This window comes from Streptomyces sp. NPDC005791, assembly GCF_042871485.1.
In the GTDB taxonomy this organism is placed as follows: Bacteria; Actinomycetota; Actinomycetes; order Streptomycetales; family Streptomycetaceae; genus Streptomyces.
In genome coordinates, this window is record NZ_JBIAIP010000012.1 from 133,963 (window position 1) to 153,184 (window position 19,222).

Below are 19,222 nucleotides of genomic sequence, written 5' to 3' on the forward strand. Positions count from 1 at the left end.
CGGTGGGCCGATCCTGGAGGTACGCACAGTACGCAGCGGCTTCCGCTGAGGCGTTCCTGGCCGGACACGGCCTGAGGAGGCGGTCATGGCCGCACACGTCCTGCACCGTCCGCACTCCACTCACCGGCCCGACGAGCCCACCCACCGCCCGGCGATCCGGCTCGACGAGCACCTGCCCGTCGACCACAGCCTCAGCCGGTTCTACCGGATGGGCGCGGGCCTCATGGGCCTGGTGCTCCTCGCCTTCGGCATCCTGGGGCTCATCGACCGCATCGGCTTCTTCGACACCGGCGGTGACACGGTGGCGGGCCTCAACACCAACGGTGCGCTGAGCATCCTGTCCATCTGTGTCGGGCTGCTGCTCTTCGTCGGCATGGTCATCGGCGGTAATTTCGCCTCGACGCTGAACATGGTCCTGGGCATCGCCTTCATCCTCAGCGGGTTCGTCAATCTGGCCCTGCTGGACAGCAGCATGAACTTCCTGGCCTTCCGCATGCAGAACGTGTTGTTCAGCTTCGTGGTCGGGTTGCTGCTGATGATGTTCGGCATGTACGGGAGGGTGAGCGGCGGCCTGCCCCACGACAATCCGTACTGGCGCGCCCGCCACCCCGAGCAGGTCGCGCGGGAGGAGCGCCGCGCCGTCGCCCCGATGCCCGAGGTCGCGCGGGAGGGCTCCGGGCGGAAGAGGCTCTAATCTGGGCCCATGCCTCGTTACGAGTACCGCTGCCGCCCCTGTGGCGAGACGTTCGAGCTCAGCCGACCCATGGCCGAGTCGTCCGATCCTGCCTCCTGCCCCGCCGGGCACGAGGACACCGTGAAGCTGCTCTCCACCGTGGCTGTGGGCGGCTCGGCCGCCTCCGCCCCGGTTTCCGCGCCCGCGGGTGGCGGCGGAGGCGGTTGCTGCGGCGGGGGCTGCTGCGGCTGACCGCCCGGCGCCGCAGCTACTTCCTGCGCGCGTACAGCTCGTCGGTGATCCTGGTGTCGGTGCCCTTGGTGATGCGCGTCTCCTCCGTCAGCGGTGGTCCGCCGAGCTTGCCGAAGATCGCTCGCGTCGTGCTCAGCGACCCGCCCGCCGCGGGTCGGCGGCGCGCAGGAAGCGGCGCAGGATCTCCTCGCCCGCGGCGCCGCCCCGCTCCCGCAGCACCTCGGTGTTGGGGGCGCCCCAGCCGCAGTCGGCGAGCTCGCCGTGGCCCGGGCGCCAGGCCCGGTCGGCGGCCAGCAGCAGGTCGGCGTCCAGGAGGGAGTCACCGGCGGCGAGCGACAGCGTGGCGCCGCTGCGGCGGGCGACCTCTCGCATCGCGGCGCTCTTGGTGAGCGGTTCGGGTACGACGTAGATCTTGCGGCCCTGGAGGGAGACGGTCCATCCCCGGGGATCCGCCCAGGCCGACAGCTCCTTCACCCAGCCCTCCGGGAGGGCGGCGCGGTCGACGACGAGGTAGGCGAAGAGGTCTTCGGCGACCCGTTCCTTGAGCAGCCACGCGGGGTCACCGACGGCCTGGAGGTGGGCGCGGACCTCGGCGAGGGAGGCGCACTCGCCGGCGATCCGGCGGACCACGTGGTCCTGCCAGTCCGGGTCGGAGACCCCGTCCACCAGGATGTGGCCGCCGTTGGCACAGATGGCGTACTCGGGGGCGGGGCCGGGGAGGTGGACGCGTTCGTACTGCTCCCGGGTGCGGGTGGTGGTCGGGACGAACACCGTGGTGCGGGCGAGTTCGTCGAGCAGCGCGGCGGCCGTCTCCGTCATGTAGCAGAGGGGCGCCCGGCCGTACACCTCCACGCAGAGCAGGCGCGGGGCCTGCTCGTCGGGCATGGTCAGCTGGAGGGACGCCGCCGAGTAGATGAGAGTGCGGTCGAGGTCACTGGCCACCAGCACGGTCTCGTTCACTTCGCCGTCACCGCCGTGCCGTCGGCGCCGGTGGCGCCGCGGGTGTACCGGGGGTGGATCAGCCCGACACAGGAGTACGGGAGTCCCTCGACCTCTTCGACGGGGACACCGCGCTGCTCGGCGAGCAGTCGTACGTGGTCGAGGTCGGCGCCGGCTCCCCGGTCGGCCAGGATCTTCCAGGGGACGCGGCGCAGCAGCACCCGTGTCGTCTCGCCGACGCCGGGCTTGACCAGGTTCACGTCGTGGATGCCGTACTCCTCGCTGATGCGCTCGACGGCGGCCCAGCCCTCCCAGGTGGGGGCGCGGTCCGCGGCGAGCAGGGTCTTCGCCTCGGCGTCGACGGCGTCGGCGACCTCGTCGAAGCGGGCGGCGACCGTCTCGAGGAACAGGCCGGAGACGTCGGAGTCCGCGAGTTCGCGGTAAAACTTCCCGCCGTGGAAGTCGTGCGGACCGACCAGGTCGGCGCGCAGGACCGTACGGGAGATCAGGCCGGACACCGTGGAGTTGAGGCAGGCGGACGGGATGAGGAAGTCCTCGCGCGTCCCGTACGTCCGTACGCAGCCGCCCGGGTCGGCCAGGACGGCGATCTCCGGGTTGAAGCCTTCGAACTCCTCCAGGGCCGACGCCAGTTCGCGGGTGATGGCGCCCTTCCCGGTCCAGCCGTCGACGAAGACGACGTCCGCCGGGTCGTGGTGCGCGGCCAGCCAGCGCAAGGCGTTGGCGTCGATGCCGCGGCCCCGGACGATGGAGACGGCGTAGTGCGGCAGGTCGAGGCCGTGCCGGTACCGGGCCCACCGGCGCATGAGGACTCCGACCGGGGTGCCGGCCCGCGCGAGGGAGACCAGGACGGGGCGGGGGCCCCTTTCGGCGAGGACGGTCTCGGTGACGGTGCCGACAGCCTGGGCGATACGCGCCGCCGAGGTGTCCAGGGCTGCCTTGAACAGCGCCTGGTACTGCGGGCTGGGCTGGTATTCGACGGGCAGCGACTCGGCGTAGTGCGCGCCACCGCTCTGGATCGCCTCCTCGCGCTCCTCGGTGGGAGCCTCCAGATGCGTGTCCGAGAGGTCCTGGAGCAGCCAGCCGACGTCGTCCGCCGCGTACGAGGAGAAGGCGGGGCCCCGGAGGGGTTCGGGCAGCATGGCGGCGTCCTGCCTGTAGGAGGGCCTGAGGGAGGGCCCTCGGGGAGGCCTGTGCGGGAGCGGCGACGGGACGTACGAGGGGACGACCGCGAGCAGGACCTGGTCGGTGTGCGCGGCGAGCCGGGCCAGCAGCCCGTCGGAGCCGTGCAGGGCGGGCGTGTCGGCGGTGGAGTCGACGACGGCGACGACGGCGTCGAACCCCGCGCCCGCGACGTTGTAGGCGTACCGGTCGCCCGGCCCGTCGGCGGGGTCGTCGTGGGCGGGGAAGACGAGGCGGCTGCGTATGGCGTAGCCGGGGTCGTCCACGGCGAGCACGGGCGAGCGGGTGGTGGTGGAGTAGCGCACCTCGGCGGTGGTGGCGTCCTCCAGCGCCGTGGCGAGGCGCAGGGGCGCGTACATCAGCTCCTCGAAGCCGAGGACGAGCACCCTGCGGGCGTCGCCCAGGGCGTCGGCGACACGGCCCGCCATGGCCGGGAGTGCGGCTTCCAGGGCCGCGCGGTGGACGGGGGTGAAGCCGTGACGTCCGCCGTCGGGCACGCCGGCCGGCCAGTCGAGGGCGACGCGGGTGGGGGTGGACCGCGGGGTCGGAGGCTCGGCCTCGGTGGCGGCCGCCTCCTGCTCGGCCACCAGGCTCCGGCCCTTCTCCAGGACGCCGTCCGGCAGGCTCACGGTGCCACGGGCCCGGGCCACCAGGTCGACACGGGCGCCGATCTCCTCGGCGAACGCGGCGAGCCGCCCCTGGTCTGCCTCGGACCGCATGTCCACCAGGGCAACGATGACGTACCGGTCCCGGGGGAAGCGCGCGTGGAGGGCGCGGATGGTGTTGAGCACGGTGTTGCCGGTGGAGAACTCGTCGTCGACAAGGACCAGCGGCGAGCTCTCCCCGGTGGCGTTCAGCAGGTCCGGGTCCTCGGGCAGCAGCAGATGTGAGGTGGCGTGCGAGTGCGCCTCCTCGAAACCGCCCGCCTGGGCGACTCCCGCGACGGGGCGCCGGGTCGAGTGGAGGTACGGAGCCACCCCGAGCCCGTCCGCGACGGCGTGGCCGAGGCCCGTGGCCGTCTCCGCGTAGCCGAGGACGACCGCGCGGCGGGCTTCCGTCTCACCCAGCAGGTGCCGTACCCGTTCGCCGAGCTCGTAGCCCGCGCCGTGGACGACGGACGGCCGCTGGGGCACGTGCTTGCCCAGGACGTTCGACACCAGCAGGTGGGCCCGCTTCGGGTTGCGGCGCAGGGCGAGGCCCAGCAGCTCCCGGATCTCCCCGTCGCCGGCGAGCTCGACCCCGAGCCGCCCGGCGACCCAGTTACCCGACCACTCCACGTCCACTGCCTCTTCTTCCCGTATGTGCTCGTGTGCCGGCCCGTGCCCGCGCATGTCCGCCCCGCCCATCGCCCCGCCCGTGTCCGCCGCCCCGCCCATGTCCGTGCTCAGCGCGCCAGGCCGGCGGCCAGGAGCTCCACGAAGCCGACGTCCTCGCGCGCCACGCCGAAGACCTCGGCCCGCCGCAGGGTCCGCTCGGCCCAGGCGCGGTGCGGCTTCACTTCGTTCATCTTGTTCGTGTACGCGGAGCGCAGCACTCCGCCCCCGCCCCGCTCGGGCCGCAGGATGTCCTGCGCGTCGCTGTACTCCTCGTGGCTGACGACCGACAACGCGTGCACGGGCATGACGTGGGACGGATGGATACAGGTCTTGCCGAGCAGCCCGTTGGCCCGGTCGAGGTCGATCTCACGCAGCAGCCCGTCGAGGTCGTGCTCGATGAGGGTGGTGCGCAGCTCCTCGGCCTGCCCCATGAAGGGGCTGCGGCGCAGCTGAGGCTTGAACATCCGCTCATGGAGGCGGAAGTACTCCCATACGGGCCCGGTGATGGTGAAGCCGGTGCCGTCCGCCCGGCCCAGGACGTTGACGACGTCACCGATGACCGCGCCGACGATCTGGACGTCGTACGCCGTCATGTCCGGGGCCCGGCGCAGACCGTAGGCGGAGCAGAAGTCGGTGACACCGAGCCGCAGCGCCAGGACCCGCTCGCGGTACTTGTCGACGGTGCGGGCGATTCCCCGCAGGGTCTCTCCTCTGGTCTCCAGGTGCAGCAGCTCGGGGGACTCGAGGACGGGCATCGCGAACAACCGGTGGCCGCTGTCCGACTCGGCCGCGGTGAGGGCCTCCAGGAAGTGCTCTCCCCGTTCCTCCGTGAATTTGGGAAGTACGAATCCGGACAAGAACCGGACGGAGCTTCCGAGCCGCCGTACGAGATCGGAGATCTGCTCCGGTTCACGGACCCGGATGAAGAGCAGCGGCACCTCGGCGTCCCGCGCGTCGAGGTCGGCGAACTGACGGACCAGATTCGCCTCGGCACCGACCACTTCGGAGTCGTCGATGGAATCCTCCAGGCAGAGCACCATGGAGACGACTCCCTGCCGGGCCTGCTTGATCACGTCGTCGGCCAGCCTGGGCCGGGTGGCGGGGCTGTAGAGCGTGGCCCCCAAGGCCACGGAGAGCATGCGGGAGGAGGAACGCGCGTCGAATTCGCACGGCTCCCTGAAGAACAGACTGTCCCGGACAGCGGGCGAGATATGCCCGAAATGACGCATGTGATTCCCCCGTACTGCCGTAGAGACCGGACAACGTATGGCCGGTAATAGTACGTTCGGAGAGGTGTCGTCGGTTCCCCGTCCCCGTGAACTTCGGGTGTCCCCGGCGTATCTCACACCCTGCACGGCGCGCCTGCGTGATCCCCGTGAACAGTGCCTGGCCTACTGTTCCGTACCCCCACGTTGTCCGAACGCCCATCCAGCAGGCAGGATGACCGCCATGACGCACGCGATGCTGAAGGGCTCGAACGTCCCACTCGATGCCATGGCCGTACGGGCCGTGCTGCGCTGGACCCCGGGCCCCGGCGTCCCGGATGTGGACGCCTCCGCACTGCTGATCGACCCCTCCGGCCGGGTGCGTTCCGACGAGGACTTCGTCTTCTACAACCAGCCGCGGCATCCTTCGGGCTTCGTCCGGCGCCTGCCCAAGCGCAGCTCCCCCGAGGGGCTCACGGACACCATCGAGGCGGACCTCTCCTCGCTCGACCCATCCGTGGACCAGGTGGTCATCGCCGCCTCCTGCGACGAGGCTGCGTTCGAGCGCGTGACGGACCTGCGGATATCGCTGTACGACGCGGCCTCCGCCGACGGTGAGCCGCTCGCGGTCTTCGATGTGCGGGCGGAGACCGGCGAGGAGACCGCCGTCATCTGCGGCGAGCTGTACCGGCGTGGCGACAGCTGGAAGTTCCGGGCGGTGGGGCAGGGATACCCGACGGGCCTCGTGGGACTGGCCACCGCCTTCGGCATCTCCGTGGACGAGGCCGAGGCCGCCTCGGAGCCCGGCCCTCCGGCCGTGCCCAGCGGCTCCGACACGTCCACGTCCGCCCTGCCCGCGCCGGAGCCCACCGCTCCGTCGCCCGACTCCCAGGCCACGGTCCAGCACCAGCAGCCCGCGTACGGCTACCCACAGCCGTCCGTGGCGCCCCAGCCGGCCTACGGCTACCCCCAGCCGCCCACCACGGCCCCGCAGCCCGCCTACGGCTACCCACAGCCCGCTGCGGCGGCGGCGCATTCCGCCGACCCGAATTTCGTGCTCCCCCCGCAGGGCCCCCAGTTCCTCCGGTCGTGAACCGGTGCCCTGGGCGCCCTTCACGGCGGACACTCAGGCCCGCGTCTTGTAGCCGCGTCCCCACTGCATACCGAAGCCGTACATCCGGTCCAGTTCCGACTGGAAGCCGTACACGAACTTCACCTCGCGGCGCACGATCAGCTCGCCCTTGACGTTGTCCACCGTGAACACCGCGCAGGAGCGGGCCTGCGGGGCCCGTTCGTCCAGCTCGATCTCGATGCGCGGACCGTTGCCCGGATAGAGCGTCACCTTGGCGTGCGTACGGTCGAAGGCCGGAGTCTGGTCGTAGATGTACACGAAGAACAGCAGACGCTTGAGCTCTTCGTGCTTGTCGAGGTTGACGTAGACGGTCTCGCCCGACGGCGCCCCGAAGCGGTCGTCCCCGCTGAGCCTGATGTACGGCGCCGTGTTCAGGTCGCCGATGAGATTGCCCAGGGGCTGCACCACGCCCTTGGTCCCGTCCGCCAGTTCGTACATGCAGCCCAGGTCCAGGTCGACGTTGACCATGCCCTGGGTGTGCGCCTGGACCACGTCGGGCTGGAAGAGCTTCAACGGGCGCAGCAGCCGGCCGCTCTGCCGCGACCTGCCGCCGATGTCCGACGTACGCATCCGCCACGACAGGTTGACGCGCAGGTTGCCCGACAGCGCGCCTTGTTTGTTCAGCGAGACCGTCGCGTTGCGCTTGGAGAGCACGATCGAACTCGTCGCGGAGTTGCCCGACTCGAACTGCGCCGACCGCAACGGAAACAGGCCGTCCCAGAAGGCCATACCCACCCCCACATATTCCGGTAGTACTCCGACCCGCACGCACGGTCCGCACGGCCCACTCGGTCCGCACGTCACTGCGGGGCGGCCACCGGGCCGGGTTCCGGGTGTTCCCGGAGAACCGCCGCGTGGGCCGCCCCGCAGAGAGAGCGTTCCTCATTCCCGACCGGGTCACACCCCGGAGGAGACTTCCGCCTTGGAATCGGAACCGCCGCCGTCGCCGCCGGCCGCGGCGAGGGCCTTGTTGCGGCGCACCGACGACCAGAAGGACCAGCCGATCAGCACGACCCCGACGAGCCCGGTGATGAGCTCGTTGATCTCGTACTGGATGGTGATGAGCAGGATGACCGACAGGGCGCCGATCGCGTAGTGCGCGCCGTGCTCCAGGTAGACGTAGTCGTCCAGCGTGCCCTGGCGGACCAGGTACACGGTGAGCGAACGGACGTACATGGCGCCGATACCGAGGCCGAGGGCCATCAGCACGATCTCGTTGGTGATGGCGAAGGCGCCGATGACGCCGTCGAACGAGAAGGACGCGTCGAGGACCTCGAGGTAGAGGAACATGAAGAACGCGGCCTTGCCCGCCAGGACGACCCCGGAGACCGGCTTCCCGGCCTTCCTGGCCTCTTCCTCGGCCTCGTGTTCGCGCTCTTCCTCCTCCTCGAGCTTGTTCTCGAAGAATCCGGAGAGACCGCCGACCACGAGGTACGTGATCAGGCCCGCGATGCCGGAGAGCATGACGGTCGACGCCTTGTCGGCGTGGCCCCCACCGTGCTGGTGTGCCTGGGTCGCGAACGTCATGGCCGTGATCAGCAGGATGATGAGTGCCACGCAGACCGACAGCATGTCGACCTTGCCGAGCTTGGCGAGCGGACGCTCGATCCAGCCGAGCCACTTGATGTCGCGGTCCTCGAAGATGAAGTCGAGGAAGATCATGAGCAGGAACATGCCACCGAAGGCGGCGATGGACGGGTGAGCGTCCGTCACCAGTTCCTTGTACCGGTCGGGGTCATTGAAGGAAAGATCAATGGCCTCGATGGGTCCGAGCTGCGCACTGATGGCCACGATCACGACGGGGAAGACCAGCCGCATACCGAAGACCGCGATGATGACACCGATGGTGAGGAAGATCTTCTGCCAGAAGGCGCTCATCTTCTTCAGGATCCCGGCGTTGATCACCGCGTTGTCGAAGGACAGCGAGATCTCCAGGATCGACAGGATCGCGACGATGCCGAATGCCTGCCACCCCCCGTAGAACACCGCTGCGACCAGACCGAGCGCGGTAACCGCGAACGACCAGCCGAAGGTTTTCAGAACCACTGGCTACCCCATCATGTGTGTAAGGGTCTCCCCCGGTGAGTACGGGGCTCCCCCGCGCCGTGCGCGGCTTTACGAAACGTTGACCCCGAAGTCTAGAGCGATGCCCCGGAGCCCGGACGCGTACCCCTGTCCGACTGCACGGAATTTCCACTCCCCGCCGTAGCGGTAGAGCTCGCCGAAGATCATCGCCGTCTCCGTCGACGCGTCCTCGCTCAGGTCGTACCGGGCCAGCTCCTGCCCGTCCGCCTGGTTCACCACGCGGATGAAGGCATTGCTGACCTGACCGAAGGTCTGCCCGCGATTGTCGGCTTCATGGATCGAAACCGGGAAAAGAATCTTGTCGCAGTGCGCCGGCACCTGCGTGAGGTTCACGATGACGGACTCGTCGTCGCCGTCGCCCTCACCGGTGAGGTTGTCACCGGTGTGCTCGACGGAACCGTCGGGGCTGGTGAGGTTGTTGTAGAACACGAACCACTCGTCGCCGAGGACCCGGCCCGACTGGCACAGCAGCGCGCTGGCGTCGAGGTCGAAGTCGGCTCCCGTCGTGGATCGTACGTCCCAGCCGAGCCCGACCAGCACCTGAGTGAGATCGGGTGCGGCCTTGGAGAGGGAGACGTTGCCTCCCTTGGCGAGCGTGACGCCCATGGTGTGTCCTCCCCGAGTCGATGGACGGTCTTACGGCCCGGCGCGGGCGCCTGGCGGACGCGGGGCGCTCTGCCGAGCGCGTCCGGCACCGCACGAGGCGCGGCACCGGACGCGATGGAACCGGCGGTGTCCGGAGATGCCTCCGGACCGGCTCAGACGTTGACGCCGAAGTCCTGCGCGATGCCGCGCAGGCCCGAGGCGTACCCCTGGCCGATGGCACGGAACTTCCACTCCGCGCCGTTGCGGTAGAGCTCGCCGAAGACCATGGCGGTCTCCGTCGAGGCGTCCTCGCTCAGGTCGTACCGGGCGAGCTCGGTGTTGTCCGCCTGGTTGACCACGCGGATGTACGCGTTGCGCACCTGGCCGAAGCTCTGCTGGCGGCTCTCGGCCTCGTAGATCGAGACCGGGAAGACGATCTTGTCGACGTCGGCCGGGACGCCGGCCAGGTTGACCTTGACGACCTCGTCGTCGCCCTCGCCCTCACCGGTGAGGTTGTCACCGGTGTGCTCGACCGAGCCGTCGGGGCTCTTGAGGTTGTTGAAGAAGACGAAATTCCCGTCACTGCCGACCTTGCCCTCGGCGTTCGTCAGCAGCGCGCTGGCGTCGAGGTCGAAGTCACCGCCGGTGGTCGTCCGGGCATCCCAGCCCAGACCGACGATGACCGCGGTCAGGTTCGGCGCGGCCTTGGTCAGCGAGACGTTGCCGCCCTTGCTGAGGCTGACTCCCACGAGTCCTCCAAAAGTTGTGAGAGGGCCGGCAGACACCAGCGCCCCCGTCGTGCGTTGGCATAGGATCAACGATTGGATCCTAGTGACCGGTTCCCGGCCAAAACAGGCTTTTGGCCGGTCGCGGCCAGGAGATCCCCGGATCCGGCGGGTCGCAAACCCCGGATGCCGCACGAGCCGCGAACGGCCGGGCCCCGGATCAGATCGCGTCGAGCGCCTTGATGTAGTCGTTCAGGTCGCGTGCGTCCGGCAGGCCGTTGACGACGCTCCAGCGGACCACGCCCTCCTTGTCGATGACGAACGTCCCGCGCACCGCGCAGCCCTTGTCCTCGTCGAAGACGCCGTACGCCCGCGAGGTCTCCCCGTGCGGCCAGAAGTCCGAGAGCAGCGGGTACTCGAGGCCCTCCTGCTCGGCGAAGACGCGCAGGGTGTGGATCGAGTCGTTGGAGACGGCGAGCAGCTGGGTGTCGTCGTTCTCGAACTTCGGCAGCTCGTCGCGGAGCGCGCACAGTTCCCCGGTGCAGACGCCGGTGAAGGCGAAGGGGTAGAAGAGCAGCACCACGTTCTTGGCTCCGCGGGAACCCTGGGGACCCCGGAAGTCGGAGAGCTTCACGGTCCGCCCGTGGTTGTCCTTGAGCTCGAAATCCGGAGCCTTCGTGCCGACCTCGATCGCCATGTGGAACGCGTCCCTTCACAAAACGTCGCACTTCCCCGGCCTGGGCCGACCGGGTGACACCCACCCTACGCAGCTCCCCCTCAGCGACCCGGGCAGGCCCGCGCCGGGGCGTACGAAGGCCCCCGACGGAGTGGTGCGCGCCCGTCGGGGGCCTCGGGTGGTGAAGGTGCTCTCAGCGCTTGGCCGGGGCCCCCTTGGGGGTGACCAGACGGCTGCCCGTCCAGTCCTTGCCCGCGCTGATGCTCTTGGTCTGGGCGAGACCAGCTGTCTGGGCAGCCTCGTTGATGTCGCTCGGCTCGACGTATCCGTCTCGGCCGGTCTTGGGCGTCAGCAGCCAGACCGCCCCACCGTCCTCGATCAGACCAATGGCATCCACCAGCGCGTCCGTAAGGTCGCCGTCCTCGTCGCGGAACCAGAGCAGGACGACGTCAGCGACGTCGTCGTAGTCCTCGTCGACGAGTTCCTGGCCGATTGTGGCCTCAATGCCCTCACGGAGCTCCTGCTCGACGTCGTCGTCGTAGCCGATCTCCTGGACCACCTGTCCGGGTTCGAACCCAAGCCTTGCGGCCGTGTTGGTCCGTTCCTCCGCGTGGTCCGCGGTCGCGCTCACGGGTTGCCTCCTGATCATGTTTCGGAAAATGCTTCAGCCACGCGCGTGCGCGGGGCGTTGGCCGTAGTCCACACGGGCTCGGCGAATCGCGCAAGTACCCGGCGTCCGAGACCGCCTAAACGGTGACGTTCCCTGCCACGTCGCCGCAACTCCCGGCATGTCTCCTGCGGGGCCGGAAACGGTGTCCGGACCCTTTACGTCCTTCCTCAGCTTATGCCGTTTCGCTCCACCATTCGGATTCGAACGGGCTTTGGGAACGCTTGGCCGGGTTGGGCGTATGGTTGCGGTTTGGGCAGGGCCGCCCTCGCGCTGCTGGTACTCGTGCCCCGGACACGGCGTCCGGGAACTGCGTGTTACCCCACAGTAGAGATGACGTCCAGGTCCTCGCGGTACACGATGGAGGCGGCGTACAGCAGCCGTCCCGGGGGTACGTTCCCCGCGACCATGCCCCGAAGAACACCACCGAACAGCGAAGGAACAGCGTGGCTTCCGGATCCGATCGCAACCCGATCATCATTGGCGGCCTTCCGAGCCAGGTCCCGGACTTCGATCCCGAAGAGACCCAGGAATGGCTCGACTCCCTCGATGCCGCCGTCGACGAGCGGGGCCGCGAGCGGGCCCGCTATCTGATGCTCCGGCTCATCGAGCGTGCGCGCGAGAAGCGCGTGGCCGTCCCCGAGATGCGCAGCACCGACTACGTCAACACGATCGCCACGAAGGACGAGCCGTTCTTCCCCGGCGACGAGGAGATCGAGCGCAAGGTCCTCAACGCGACCCGGTGGAACGCCGCGGTGATGGTCTCCCGCGCCCAGCGCCCCGGGATCGGTGTCGGCGGACACATCGCCACCTTCGCGTCCTCCGCCTCGCTGTACGACGTGGGCTTCAACCACTTCTTCCGCGGCAAGGACGACGGCCTGGGCGGCGACCAGATCTTCTTCCAGGGACACGCGTCCCCGGGGATCTACGCCCGCGCCTTCCTGCTCGACCGGCTCAGCGAGGCCCAGCTCGACGGCTTCCGCCAGGAGAAGTCGAAGGCCGGGCACGCGCTGTCCAGCTACCCGCACCCGCGGTCGATGCCGGACTTCTGGGAGTTCCCGACCGTCTCGATGGGCCTCGGCCCGCTCGGTGCGATCTACCAGGCGCGGATGAACCGCTACATGGAGGCGCGCGGTATCGCCGACACCTCCGCGTCGCACGTCTGGGCCTACCTCGGCGACGGCGAGATGGACGAGCCCGAGTCGCTCGGCCAGCTCTCCATCGCCGCCCGCGAGGGGCTGGACAACCTCACGTTCGTGGTCAACTGCAACCTGCAGCGCCTGGACGGCCCGGTACGGGGCAACGGCAAGATCATCCAGGAGCTCGAGTCGCAGTTCCGCGGCGCCGGCTGGAACGTCATCAAGCTGGTCTGGGACCGCACCTGGGACCCGCTGCTCGCGCAGGACCGCACCGGCATCCTGGTCAACAAGCTGAACACCACGCCGGACGGGCAGTTCCAGACGTACGCCACCGAGACCGGGGCGTACATCCGGGATCACTTCTTCGGTGACGACCCGCGCCTGCGGGACATGGTCAAGGACATGTCGGACGACCAGATCCTGCACCTGGGCCGCGGTGGTCACGACCACCGGAAGGTCTACGCGGCGTACGCGGCGGCCAAGGCCCACAAGGGCCAGCCGACCGTGATCCTGGCGCAGACGGTCAAGGGCTGGACGCTCGGACCGAACTTCGAGGGCCGCAACGCGACCCACCAGATGAAGAAGCTCACGGCCGACGACCTCAAGCGTTTCCGCGACCGGCTGCACATCCCGATCGCGGACAAGCAGCTGGAGGACGGCAACCCGCCGTACTACCACCCGGGCCGCGACTCGGAAGAGATCCAGTACATGCACGACCGCCGTCAGGGTCTGGGCGGTTACGTCCCGACCCGCGTCGTGCGGGCGAAGCCACTGGCCCTGCCGGACGACAAGGCGTACGCGACCGCGAAGAAGGGGTCGGGGCAGCAGTCGATCGCCACGACGATGGCGTTCGTCCGTGTCCTGAAGGACCTGATGCGGGACAAGGAGATCGGCAAGCGTTTCGTGCTGATCGCCCCTGACGAGTACCGCACGTTCGGAATGGACGCGTTCTTCCCGAGTGCGAAGATCTACAACCCGCTCGGCCAGCAGTACGAGTCGGTGGACCGCTCGCTCCTCCTCGCGTACAAGGAGTCACCGACGGGTCAGATGCTGCACGACGGCATCTCCGAGGCCGGCTGCACGGCTTCACTGATCGCCGCGGGTTCGGCGTACGCCACGCACGGCGAACCGCTGATCCCGGTGTACGTCTTCTACTCGATGTTCGGTTTCCAGCGCACCGGTGACCAGTTCTGGCAGATGGCGGACCAGCTCTCGCGCGGTTTCGTCCTGGGCGCGACCGCCGGCCGTACGACGCTGACCGGTGAGGGTCTGCAGCACGCGGACGGCCACTCGCAGCTCCTCGCCTCGACGAACCCGGCCTGCGTCTCCTACGACCCGGCGTTCGGGTACGAGATCGCGCACATCGTCCAGGACGGGCTGCGCCGGATGTACGGCGGGACCCCCGAGGAGAACGAGGACGTCTTCTACTACCTCACCGTCTACAACGAGCCGATCCAGCACCCGGCCGAGCCCGCCGATGTGGACGTCGAGGGCATCCTCAAGGGCGTCCACCGCTACCGCGCCGGCGAGAAGGGCCACATCCCGGCCCAGATCCTGGCGTCCGGCGTGGCGGTCCCATGGGCGGTTGAGGCCCAGCGGATCCTCGCCGACGAGTGGAACGTGAAGGCGGACGTCTGGTCGGCGACCTCCTGGAACGAGCTGCGCCGTGAGGCGGTGGAGGTGGAGCGCCACAACCTGCTCCACCCGGAGGAGGAGCAGCGCGTCCCCTATGTGACGCAGAAGCTCTCCGGCTCCGAGGGCCCGTTCGTGGCGGTCTCGGACTGGATGCGTTCCGTGCCCGACCAGATCGCGCGCTGGGTGCCCGGCACGTACCAGTCGCTGGGCGCGGACGGCTTCGGCTTCGCCGACACCCGGGGTGCGGCGCGCCGCTTCTTCCACATCGACGCGCAGTCGATCGTGCTGGCGGTGCTGACCGAGCTGGCGAAGGAAGGCAAGATCGACCGTTCGGCGCTGAAGACGGCGCTGGACCGCTACGAGCTGCTGGACGTGGCCGCCGCCGGCCCCGGCCCTGAGGGCGGCGACGCGTAAGGAACACGGTTCCTGGAGAAGGGCGGCGGAGCTCCACGGCTCCGCCGCCCTTCGGCGCTACCCGGCCCGCTCAGTTCTCCCAGATCTTGAAGGCCCTGATCGTGTACGGCGACCTGGGCACCCAGGTGCCGCCGCCCGGGTACGTCTCGAATTCGCCGGTCTCGGCGCACTCCGCCGACTGGTAGGTGGTGACGGGCCGCCCGGTGCGGTTGACGAGTGCCTGGGCGGACCGGCCGGCCGGCAGCGGGACGCAGCTCTCGATGTCCACGGTGGACAGTTCGTGGACCTGCCTGGCCCCGGTGTGGTCGGACTTCTCCCAGAGGCAGAGCTGCCCGGCTCCGCACGGCGCGAGACCTGCCGGCGCGGCGTGCGGGGCGCTACGGGAGAGCTCCTGCCCGGTGGCGGTCCGGTGGTGGGCGGTCGGTGCGGCGCCCGAGGACGGTGCGGTCGCCGGGATGAGTGCGGTGGCCGCCAGGATGGCGGCGGGAACGGTCGTACGCAGGGTGCGCATGGTGGATCAACCCCCGTGGTCGAGTGAGCCGGGTGGCTCGTCATGTCCGCACTCTGACCTGGGGAAGTTGGGACCGGGAAGGGGCCGGGCGGCGGACCACCCTGATAGGCGACAGCCCCGCCGGAACCGTCCGGCGGGGCTGCCGGATGCGCTGTGTTGACGCCTGGGCCCCAGGCGCTGCCCGGGAGGGAACAGATGTCGTGGCGGGATCAGATGTGGCCCGCGCCCATCCCTGCCTCGGCGTTCGTGCCGCGCTTGGTCAGTGTGGCGAACAGGGCGGCGACCACCGCGACGATTCCGGCGACCATGAAGGCCGCGCTCATGCCCGACACGAACGTGTCATGGGCGACGCCCGTGATCCTGGCAGCCATCTCCGCAGGCGTGCCCGGGGCCACCGGCGGCATGCCGACCTTGATGGCCGCGGACGCCTGGTCCATCTGCGCCGGGTCGACCGGCGGAAGCCCGGCGGCCTTCCAGTTGTCGTCGAGCCTGGCATCGACCTGGGCGGCCATGACGGCGCCCAGGACGGCGGTGCCGAGGCTGCCGCCGACCTGCATGGCGGCCTGCTGGAGTCCGCCCGCGACACCGGAGAGCTCCATCGGGGCGTTGCCCACGATGACCTCGGTGGCGCCGACCATGACCGGTGCGAGGCCGAAGCCGAGCAGGGCGAACCAGAGCGACATGGTCAGCGTGCCGGTGCCGATGCTCAGCTGCGACATGCCGAACATGGCGATCGCGACCGACACCATGCCGCCGACCAGCGGTACGCGCGGGCCGAACCGGGTGATCGCGGCGCCGGCGAGCGGCGATCCGACGATCATCATTCCGGTCAGCGGCAGCAGGTGCAGACCGCTGTCGACCGGGCTCATGCCGTGGACGTTCTGCAGGTAGAAGGTGACGAAGAACAGGCCGCCCATGAAGGCGAACGCCATCAGGACCATCAGGACCACACCGGCCGACAGCGGCACGGAGCGGAACATCGCCAGCGGGATCAGCGGCTCGCGGACGTTCTTCTGGGAGAGCGCGAACACGAAGAACAGGACGAGCGCGGCGCCCAGGAAGCCGAGCGTCTTCCAGTCGCCCCAGCCCCACTCGGAGCCCTTGATCAGCGACCAGACGAGGCAGAACATCGCCTGTGACAGGAGGACGATGCCGCCGATGTCGAACGACTTCGGCGCGTTCTCCGCGCGGTGGTCCTTGAGGATCACGAAGCCGAAGATCAGCGCGATCACGCCGACGGGCACGTTGATGAAGAACACGGACTGCCAGCTGACGTGCTCCACGAGCACACCGCCGAGGATGGGCCCGCCCGCGGTCGAGGCGCCGATCACCATGCCCCAGATGCCGATCGCCATGTTCAGCTTCTCGGCGGGGAAGGTGGCGCGCAGCAGGCCGAGCGCCGCCGGCATCAGCAGCGCGCCGAAGAGGCCCTGCAGCACCCGGAAGGCGATCACCAGGGTCACGCTGTCGGAGAGGCCGATGGCGGCCGAGGCGGCCGCGAATCCCGTGATGCCCAGCAGGAAGGTCTGCCGGTGGCCGAAGCGGTCACCGAGCTTGCCGGCGGTGATCAGGGAGACCGCGAGGGCGAGCATGTAGCCGTTGGTGATCCACTGGACGTCGGCGAGCGAGGCGCCGAGGTCCTGCTGGATGGCGGGGTTGGCGATCGCGACGATCGTGCCGTCGAGCGCCACCATCATCACGCCGATGGCGACGGCGAAGAGCGTCAGCCATGGGTGGCCGCGCAGTCCTTTCGCCTGAGCGGGGACAACGGTGTCCTCAGGCTCCCGCGGCGCCTTGTCGACAGTGGTCTGACTAGTCATGCGCAGGACGTTATGTCAGTCACTGACAGTTGGCGAAGCAATTCACGAGACAGTAACTGTCACGAAGCTCACAGGTAGGCTGAGCAGGCAGAAGCACCGAAAAGAGGTCCGGTACGTGACACGCGGGCAGACACCCGGGGTTCCCCAGCCGGGCGCTCCGGCCGGATTGCGCGAACGCAGGAAACAGCGCACCCGCGAGGCCCTGCTGCACGCAGCCCTCCAGCTCTTCACCATGCAGGGGTACGACCACACCACCGTCGACGAGATCGTCGACGCCGTCGAGGTCTCCCAGCGCACCTTCTTCCGCTACTTCGCGAGCAAGGAGGCCGTCGTCTTCGCCGCCCAGGAGGCGGTGGACGGGCGCTTCCTCGCGGAGCTACGTCAACGTCCCGCCACGGAGACTCCTTTCGAGGCAATGCGCCGGGCCGCGCTGAACGCCTGGACACCCGGCGCCGAAGCCGGAGCCGACGAGATGGCGGCCGAACTGCGGGTGCGCGCCTATCGCGTGATCGAATCGACCCCCGCACTGCACGCCGCCCACATGCGGCGCCACATCGGCCTGGAGCAGCAGATCGCCTCATTGATCGCGGAGCGTGAGGGGCTCGACCCGGAGACGGACCCGCGCCCCCGGGTGGCCGTCGCCGCCTTCTCCGGGGTGATGCGACTGACCGGGCAGATCTGGGGCCGGCGGAAGAACGCGGGAGTGGAAGCGCTCCGGGAGCTCGCCGAAATACACCTGGACCACCTCGGACCTGCACTGTCCGACAGCTGGCTCACCGCTCAGACACGTTCTCACATGCACCGCACAGGTGTGCCGCACCTCTCGCCGCCCGCGCGTGGCCGAACTCACCACGCCCCGCCCGCTGAGGTCGTTCCGAGCGGCGGGCGCCCCTCGGGCGCGCCGGAGTGTGGTGCGGGCGACCACGGAGCGTAAGGGATCGGCGGTCAATTCCCGGTGGTCGAGTGATCCGCGTCACCCCTGCGACGGCGTCACGTGTGCGTCTCCTAGGGTGGTGCGCAGTGACTTCCTTCGACTCCTCCCCCACTCTCACCGCATGGCGCGCGCTGCTCGCCCTCGCGGTCGTGTTCGTGATGCTGGCGGCCACCGGATGGACCGCCGTACGTCATCAGCACTCCGCCGGGCCGCGTGAAACGGCTCTCGCCTCCTGGGCGAAGGACCGGATAGCCGGTCGCGCCCTCCCGGACGTGAGCGCCCCGGCGAACCGGCTCTCGCACTTCTTCGCGAAGCTCACGGCGGGCCAGCAGGTCGATCTGGCGGACACGTACCCGCTGGTGGTGGGGAATCTGAACGGCGCGCCGGTCACACTGCGTTATCGGGCCAACCGGCACGCCCTGGTGCAGGCGGAATCCGCCGAGGAGCAGCGGACCCGGGACGTGCGGCTCTCGCCGGACGGGCACCGTCAGGCCGTGCTCCGGCTCGAACGCTTCCGTTCCCTGCTCGCCGGGGACCGGCAGATCCTCACCTTCGATCCGTCGGGCCGCGGCCGGGCGGCCGAGGTCTTCGGCGACCTGGAGCGGGCCGAGCGGGTCTCGGTCGTCGTGCCCGGGGTCGACACGAACCTTCTGACGCTGGAGCGCGAAGGCGTCAAGAGGAACGCGGCGCCGGTCGGTATGGCGCAGTCGCTGTACGGTGCCGAGCGTTCGGCGCGCCCCGGTTCGCGTACGGCGGTCATCGCGTGGGCCGACTACACGGCGCCCGTGGGGATCGGTGTGGACGCCGCGCTGGGCGGGCTCGCGGCCGAGGGGGCGGTGCGGCTGAACGCCCTCGTCGAGGCCCTGCCCGGCGCGTCGGACGTCTCGTTGTTCTGCCACAGCTACGGCTCCGTGTTGTGTGGCGTGGCCGCGCACGGCCTGCCGTCCAGGGTGTCCGACATCGCGGTCGCCGGCAGTCCCGGAATGCGGGTGGAGAGCGCCGCCGCCCTGGGCACCGGCGCCAGGGTATGGGCGATGCGGGACGGCGACGACTGGATCGAGGACGTGCCGCACATGGCGGTCGGCGGGCTAGGACACGGCGCCGATCCGGTCGACCCGTCCTTCGGCGCCCGGATCGTGTCGGCCGACGGCGCGGTCGGGCACAGTGGCTACTTCGAGCCGGGGACGGAGAGCCTCAGCAACTTCGCAGCGATCGGCGTGGGCGCCTATGACTCGGTCAGCTGTGCGACCACCGACGGTGCGTGCCACCGTGAGATCTCCGGCAAGTCGGAGGTCTGACGCGCGGGAGAGTCGT

The 19,222-nt window shown here is 69.5% G+C and carries 16 protein-coding genes and 1 pseudogene; 6 read left to right on the forward strand and 11 right to left on the reverse strand.

Features of this window, described 5'->3' with window-relative positions:
• Nucleotides 1-85: 85 nt before the first annotated feature.
• Nucleotides 86-694 carry a DUF4383 domain-containing protein gene (locus ACFYSH_RS23560; protein WP_359471185.1) on the forward strand — a complete coding sequence of 203 codons (609 nt, stop codon included), beginning with the start codon at nt 86-88 and terminating at the stop codon, nt 692-694.
• A gap of 9 nt (nt 695-703) precedes the next feature.
• A complete protein-coding gene (locus ACFYSH_RS23565; protein WP_388754951.1) occupies nt 704-925 on the forward strand; it encodes a zinc ribbon domain-containing protein in 222 nt (73 codons plus the stop codon).
• 132 nt (nt 926-1,057) lie between these two features.
• Here ACFYSH_RS23565 and ACFYSH_RS23570 read toward each other — a convergent pair whose 3' ends face one another.
• The 3 genes from ACFYSH_RS23570 to ACFYSH_RS23580 all read right to left on the reverse strand — a co-directional run bounded on the left by ACFYSH_RS23570 (nt 1,058) and on the right by ACFYSH_RS23580 (nt 5,609).
• Nucleotides 1,058-1,810, reverse strand: coding sequence for an HAD family hydrolase (locus tag ACFYSH_RS23570; protein ID WP_388755161.1), 753 nt, complete (start codon nt 1,808-1,810; stop codon nt 1,058-1,060).
• 71 nt (nt 1,811-1,881) lie between these two features.
• Complete coding sequence (locus ACFYSH_RS23575; protein ID WP_359471305.1) at nt 1,882-4,395, reverse strand: phosphoribosyltransferase; 2,514 nt, start codon at nt 4,393-4,395, stop codon at nt 1,882-1,884.
• 53 nt (nt 4,396-4,448) lie between these two features.
• Nucleotides 4,449-5,609, reverse strand: coding sequence for an HpcH/HpaI aldolase/citrate lyase family protein (locus ACFYSH_RS23580; protein ID WP_359471181.1), 1,161 nt, complete (start codon nt 5,607-5,609; stop codon nt 4,449-4,451).
• Nucleotides 5,610-5,820: 211 nt separating this feature from the next.
• Here ACFYSH_RS23580 and ACFYSH_RS23585 point away from each other — a divergent pair, with 211 nt between their 5' ends.
• Nucleotides 5,821-6,678 carry a TerD family protein gene (locus ACFYSH_RS23585; RefSeq protein ID WP_359471179.1) on the forward strand — a complete coding sequence of 286 codons (858 nt, stop codon included), beginning with the start codon at nt 5,821-5,823 and terminating at the stop codon, nt 6,676-6,678.
• 33 nt (nt 6,679-6,711) lie between these two features.
• Here the strand turns inward: ACFYSH_RS23585 and ACFYSH_RS23590 are convergent, their stop codons facing one another.
• The 6 genes from ACFYSH_RS23590 to ACFYSH_RS23615 form a co-directional block, all read right to left on the reverse strand.
• Nucleotides 6,712-7,446 carry a Tellurium resistance gene (locus tag ACFYSH_RS23590; RefSeq protein ID WP_359471177.1) on the reverse strand — a complete coding sequence of 245 codons (735 nt, stop codon included), beginning with the start codon at nt 7,444-7,446 and terminating at the stop codon, nt 6,712-6,714.
• Nucleotides 7,447-7,614: 168 nt separating this feature from the next.
• Entirely contained in the window at nt 7,615-8,763 is a 1,149-nt protein-coding gene (locus tag ACFYSH_RS23595) for a DUF475 domain-containing protein (RefSeq protein WP_359471175.1), read from the reverse strand.
• A 69-nt stretch (nt 8,764-8,832) separates the two neighbouring features.
• Nucleotides 8,833-9,408 (reverse strand): TerD family protein, encoded by a 576-nt coding sequence (locus ACFYSH_RS23600; protein WP_359471173.1) that lies wholly within the window; start codon nt 9,406-9,408, stop codon nt 8,833-8,835.
• A gap of 152 nt (nt 9,409-9,560) precedes the next feature.
• Nucleotides 9,561-10,136 (reverse strand): TerD family protein, encoded by a 576-nt coding sequence (locus ACFYSH_RS23605; protein ID WP_359471171.1) that lies wholly within the window; start codon nt 10,134-10,136, stop codon nt 9,561-9,563.
• Between the two features lie 196 nt (nt 10,137-10,332).
• Nucleotides 10,333-10,809: a peroxiredoxin gene (locus ACFYSH_RS23610; RefSeq protein WP_359471169.1), complete on the reverse strand. Its 477-nt coding sequence runs from the start codon at nt 10,807-10,809 to the stop codon at nt 10,333-10,335.
• A 172-nt stretch (nt 10,810-10,981) separates the two neighbouring features.
• The gene (locus ACFYSH_RS23615) at nt 10,982-11,419 is read right to left on the reverse strand and encodes a DUF3052 domain-containing protein (RefSeq protein WP_031092598.1); all 438 of its coding nucleotides are present in this window, start codon (nt 11,417-11,419) and stop codon (nt 10,982-10,984) included.
• 482 nt (nt 11,420-11,901) lie between these two features.
• Here ACFYSH_RS23615 and aceE point away from each other — a divergent pair, with 482 nt between their 5' ends.
• The gene (aceE, locus tag ACFYSH_RS23620; protein ID WP_359471167.1) at nt 11,902-14,643 is read left to right on the forward strand and encodes a pyruvate dehydrogenase (acetyl-transferring), homodimeric type; all 2,742 of its coding nucleotides are present in this window, start codon (nt 11,902-11,904) and stop codon (nt 14,641-14,643) included.
• A gap of 70 nt (nt 14,644-14,713) precedes the next feature.
• On the opposite strand, the gene ACFYSH_RS23625 is transcribed toward aceE, so the two are convergent.
• Both ACFYSH_RS23625 and ACFYSH_RS23630 read right to left on the reverse strand, forming a co-directional pair.
• On the reverse strand, nt 14,714-15,145 hold the full coding sequence (locus ACFYSH_RS23625; protein ID WP_388755164.1) for a peptidase inhibitor family I36 protein: 432 nt from the start codon (nt 15,143-15,145) through the stop codon (nt 14,714-14,716).
• 218 nt (nt 15,146-15,363) lie between these two features.
• Nucleotides 15,364-16,974, reverse strand: coding sequence for an MFS transporter (locus ACFYSH_RS23630; RefSeq protein ID WP_388754958.1), 1,611 nt, complete (start codon nt 16,972-16,974; stop codon nt 15,364-15,366).
• 115 nt (nt 16,975-17,089) lie between these two features.
• Here ACFYSH_RS23630 and ACFYSH_RS23635 point away from each other — a divergent pair.
• Both ACFYSH_RS23635 and ACFYSH_RS23640 read left to right on the forward strand, forming a co-directional pair.
• A pseudogene (locus ACFYSH_RS23635) lies at nt 17,090-17,746 on the forward strand (TetR family transcriptional regulator); the annotation flags it as partial.
• 248 nt (nt 17,747-17,994) lie between these two features.
• Nucleotides 17,995-19,206 carry an alpha/beta hydrolase gene (locus tag ACFYSH_RS23640; RefSeq protein WP_388754961.1) on the forward strand — a complete coding sequence of 404 codons (1,212 nt, stop codon included), beginning with the start codon at nt 17,995-17,997 and terminating at the stop codon, nt 19,204-19,206.
• The last annotated feature ends 16 nt before the right edge of the window (nt 19,207-19,222 follow it).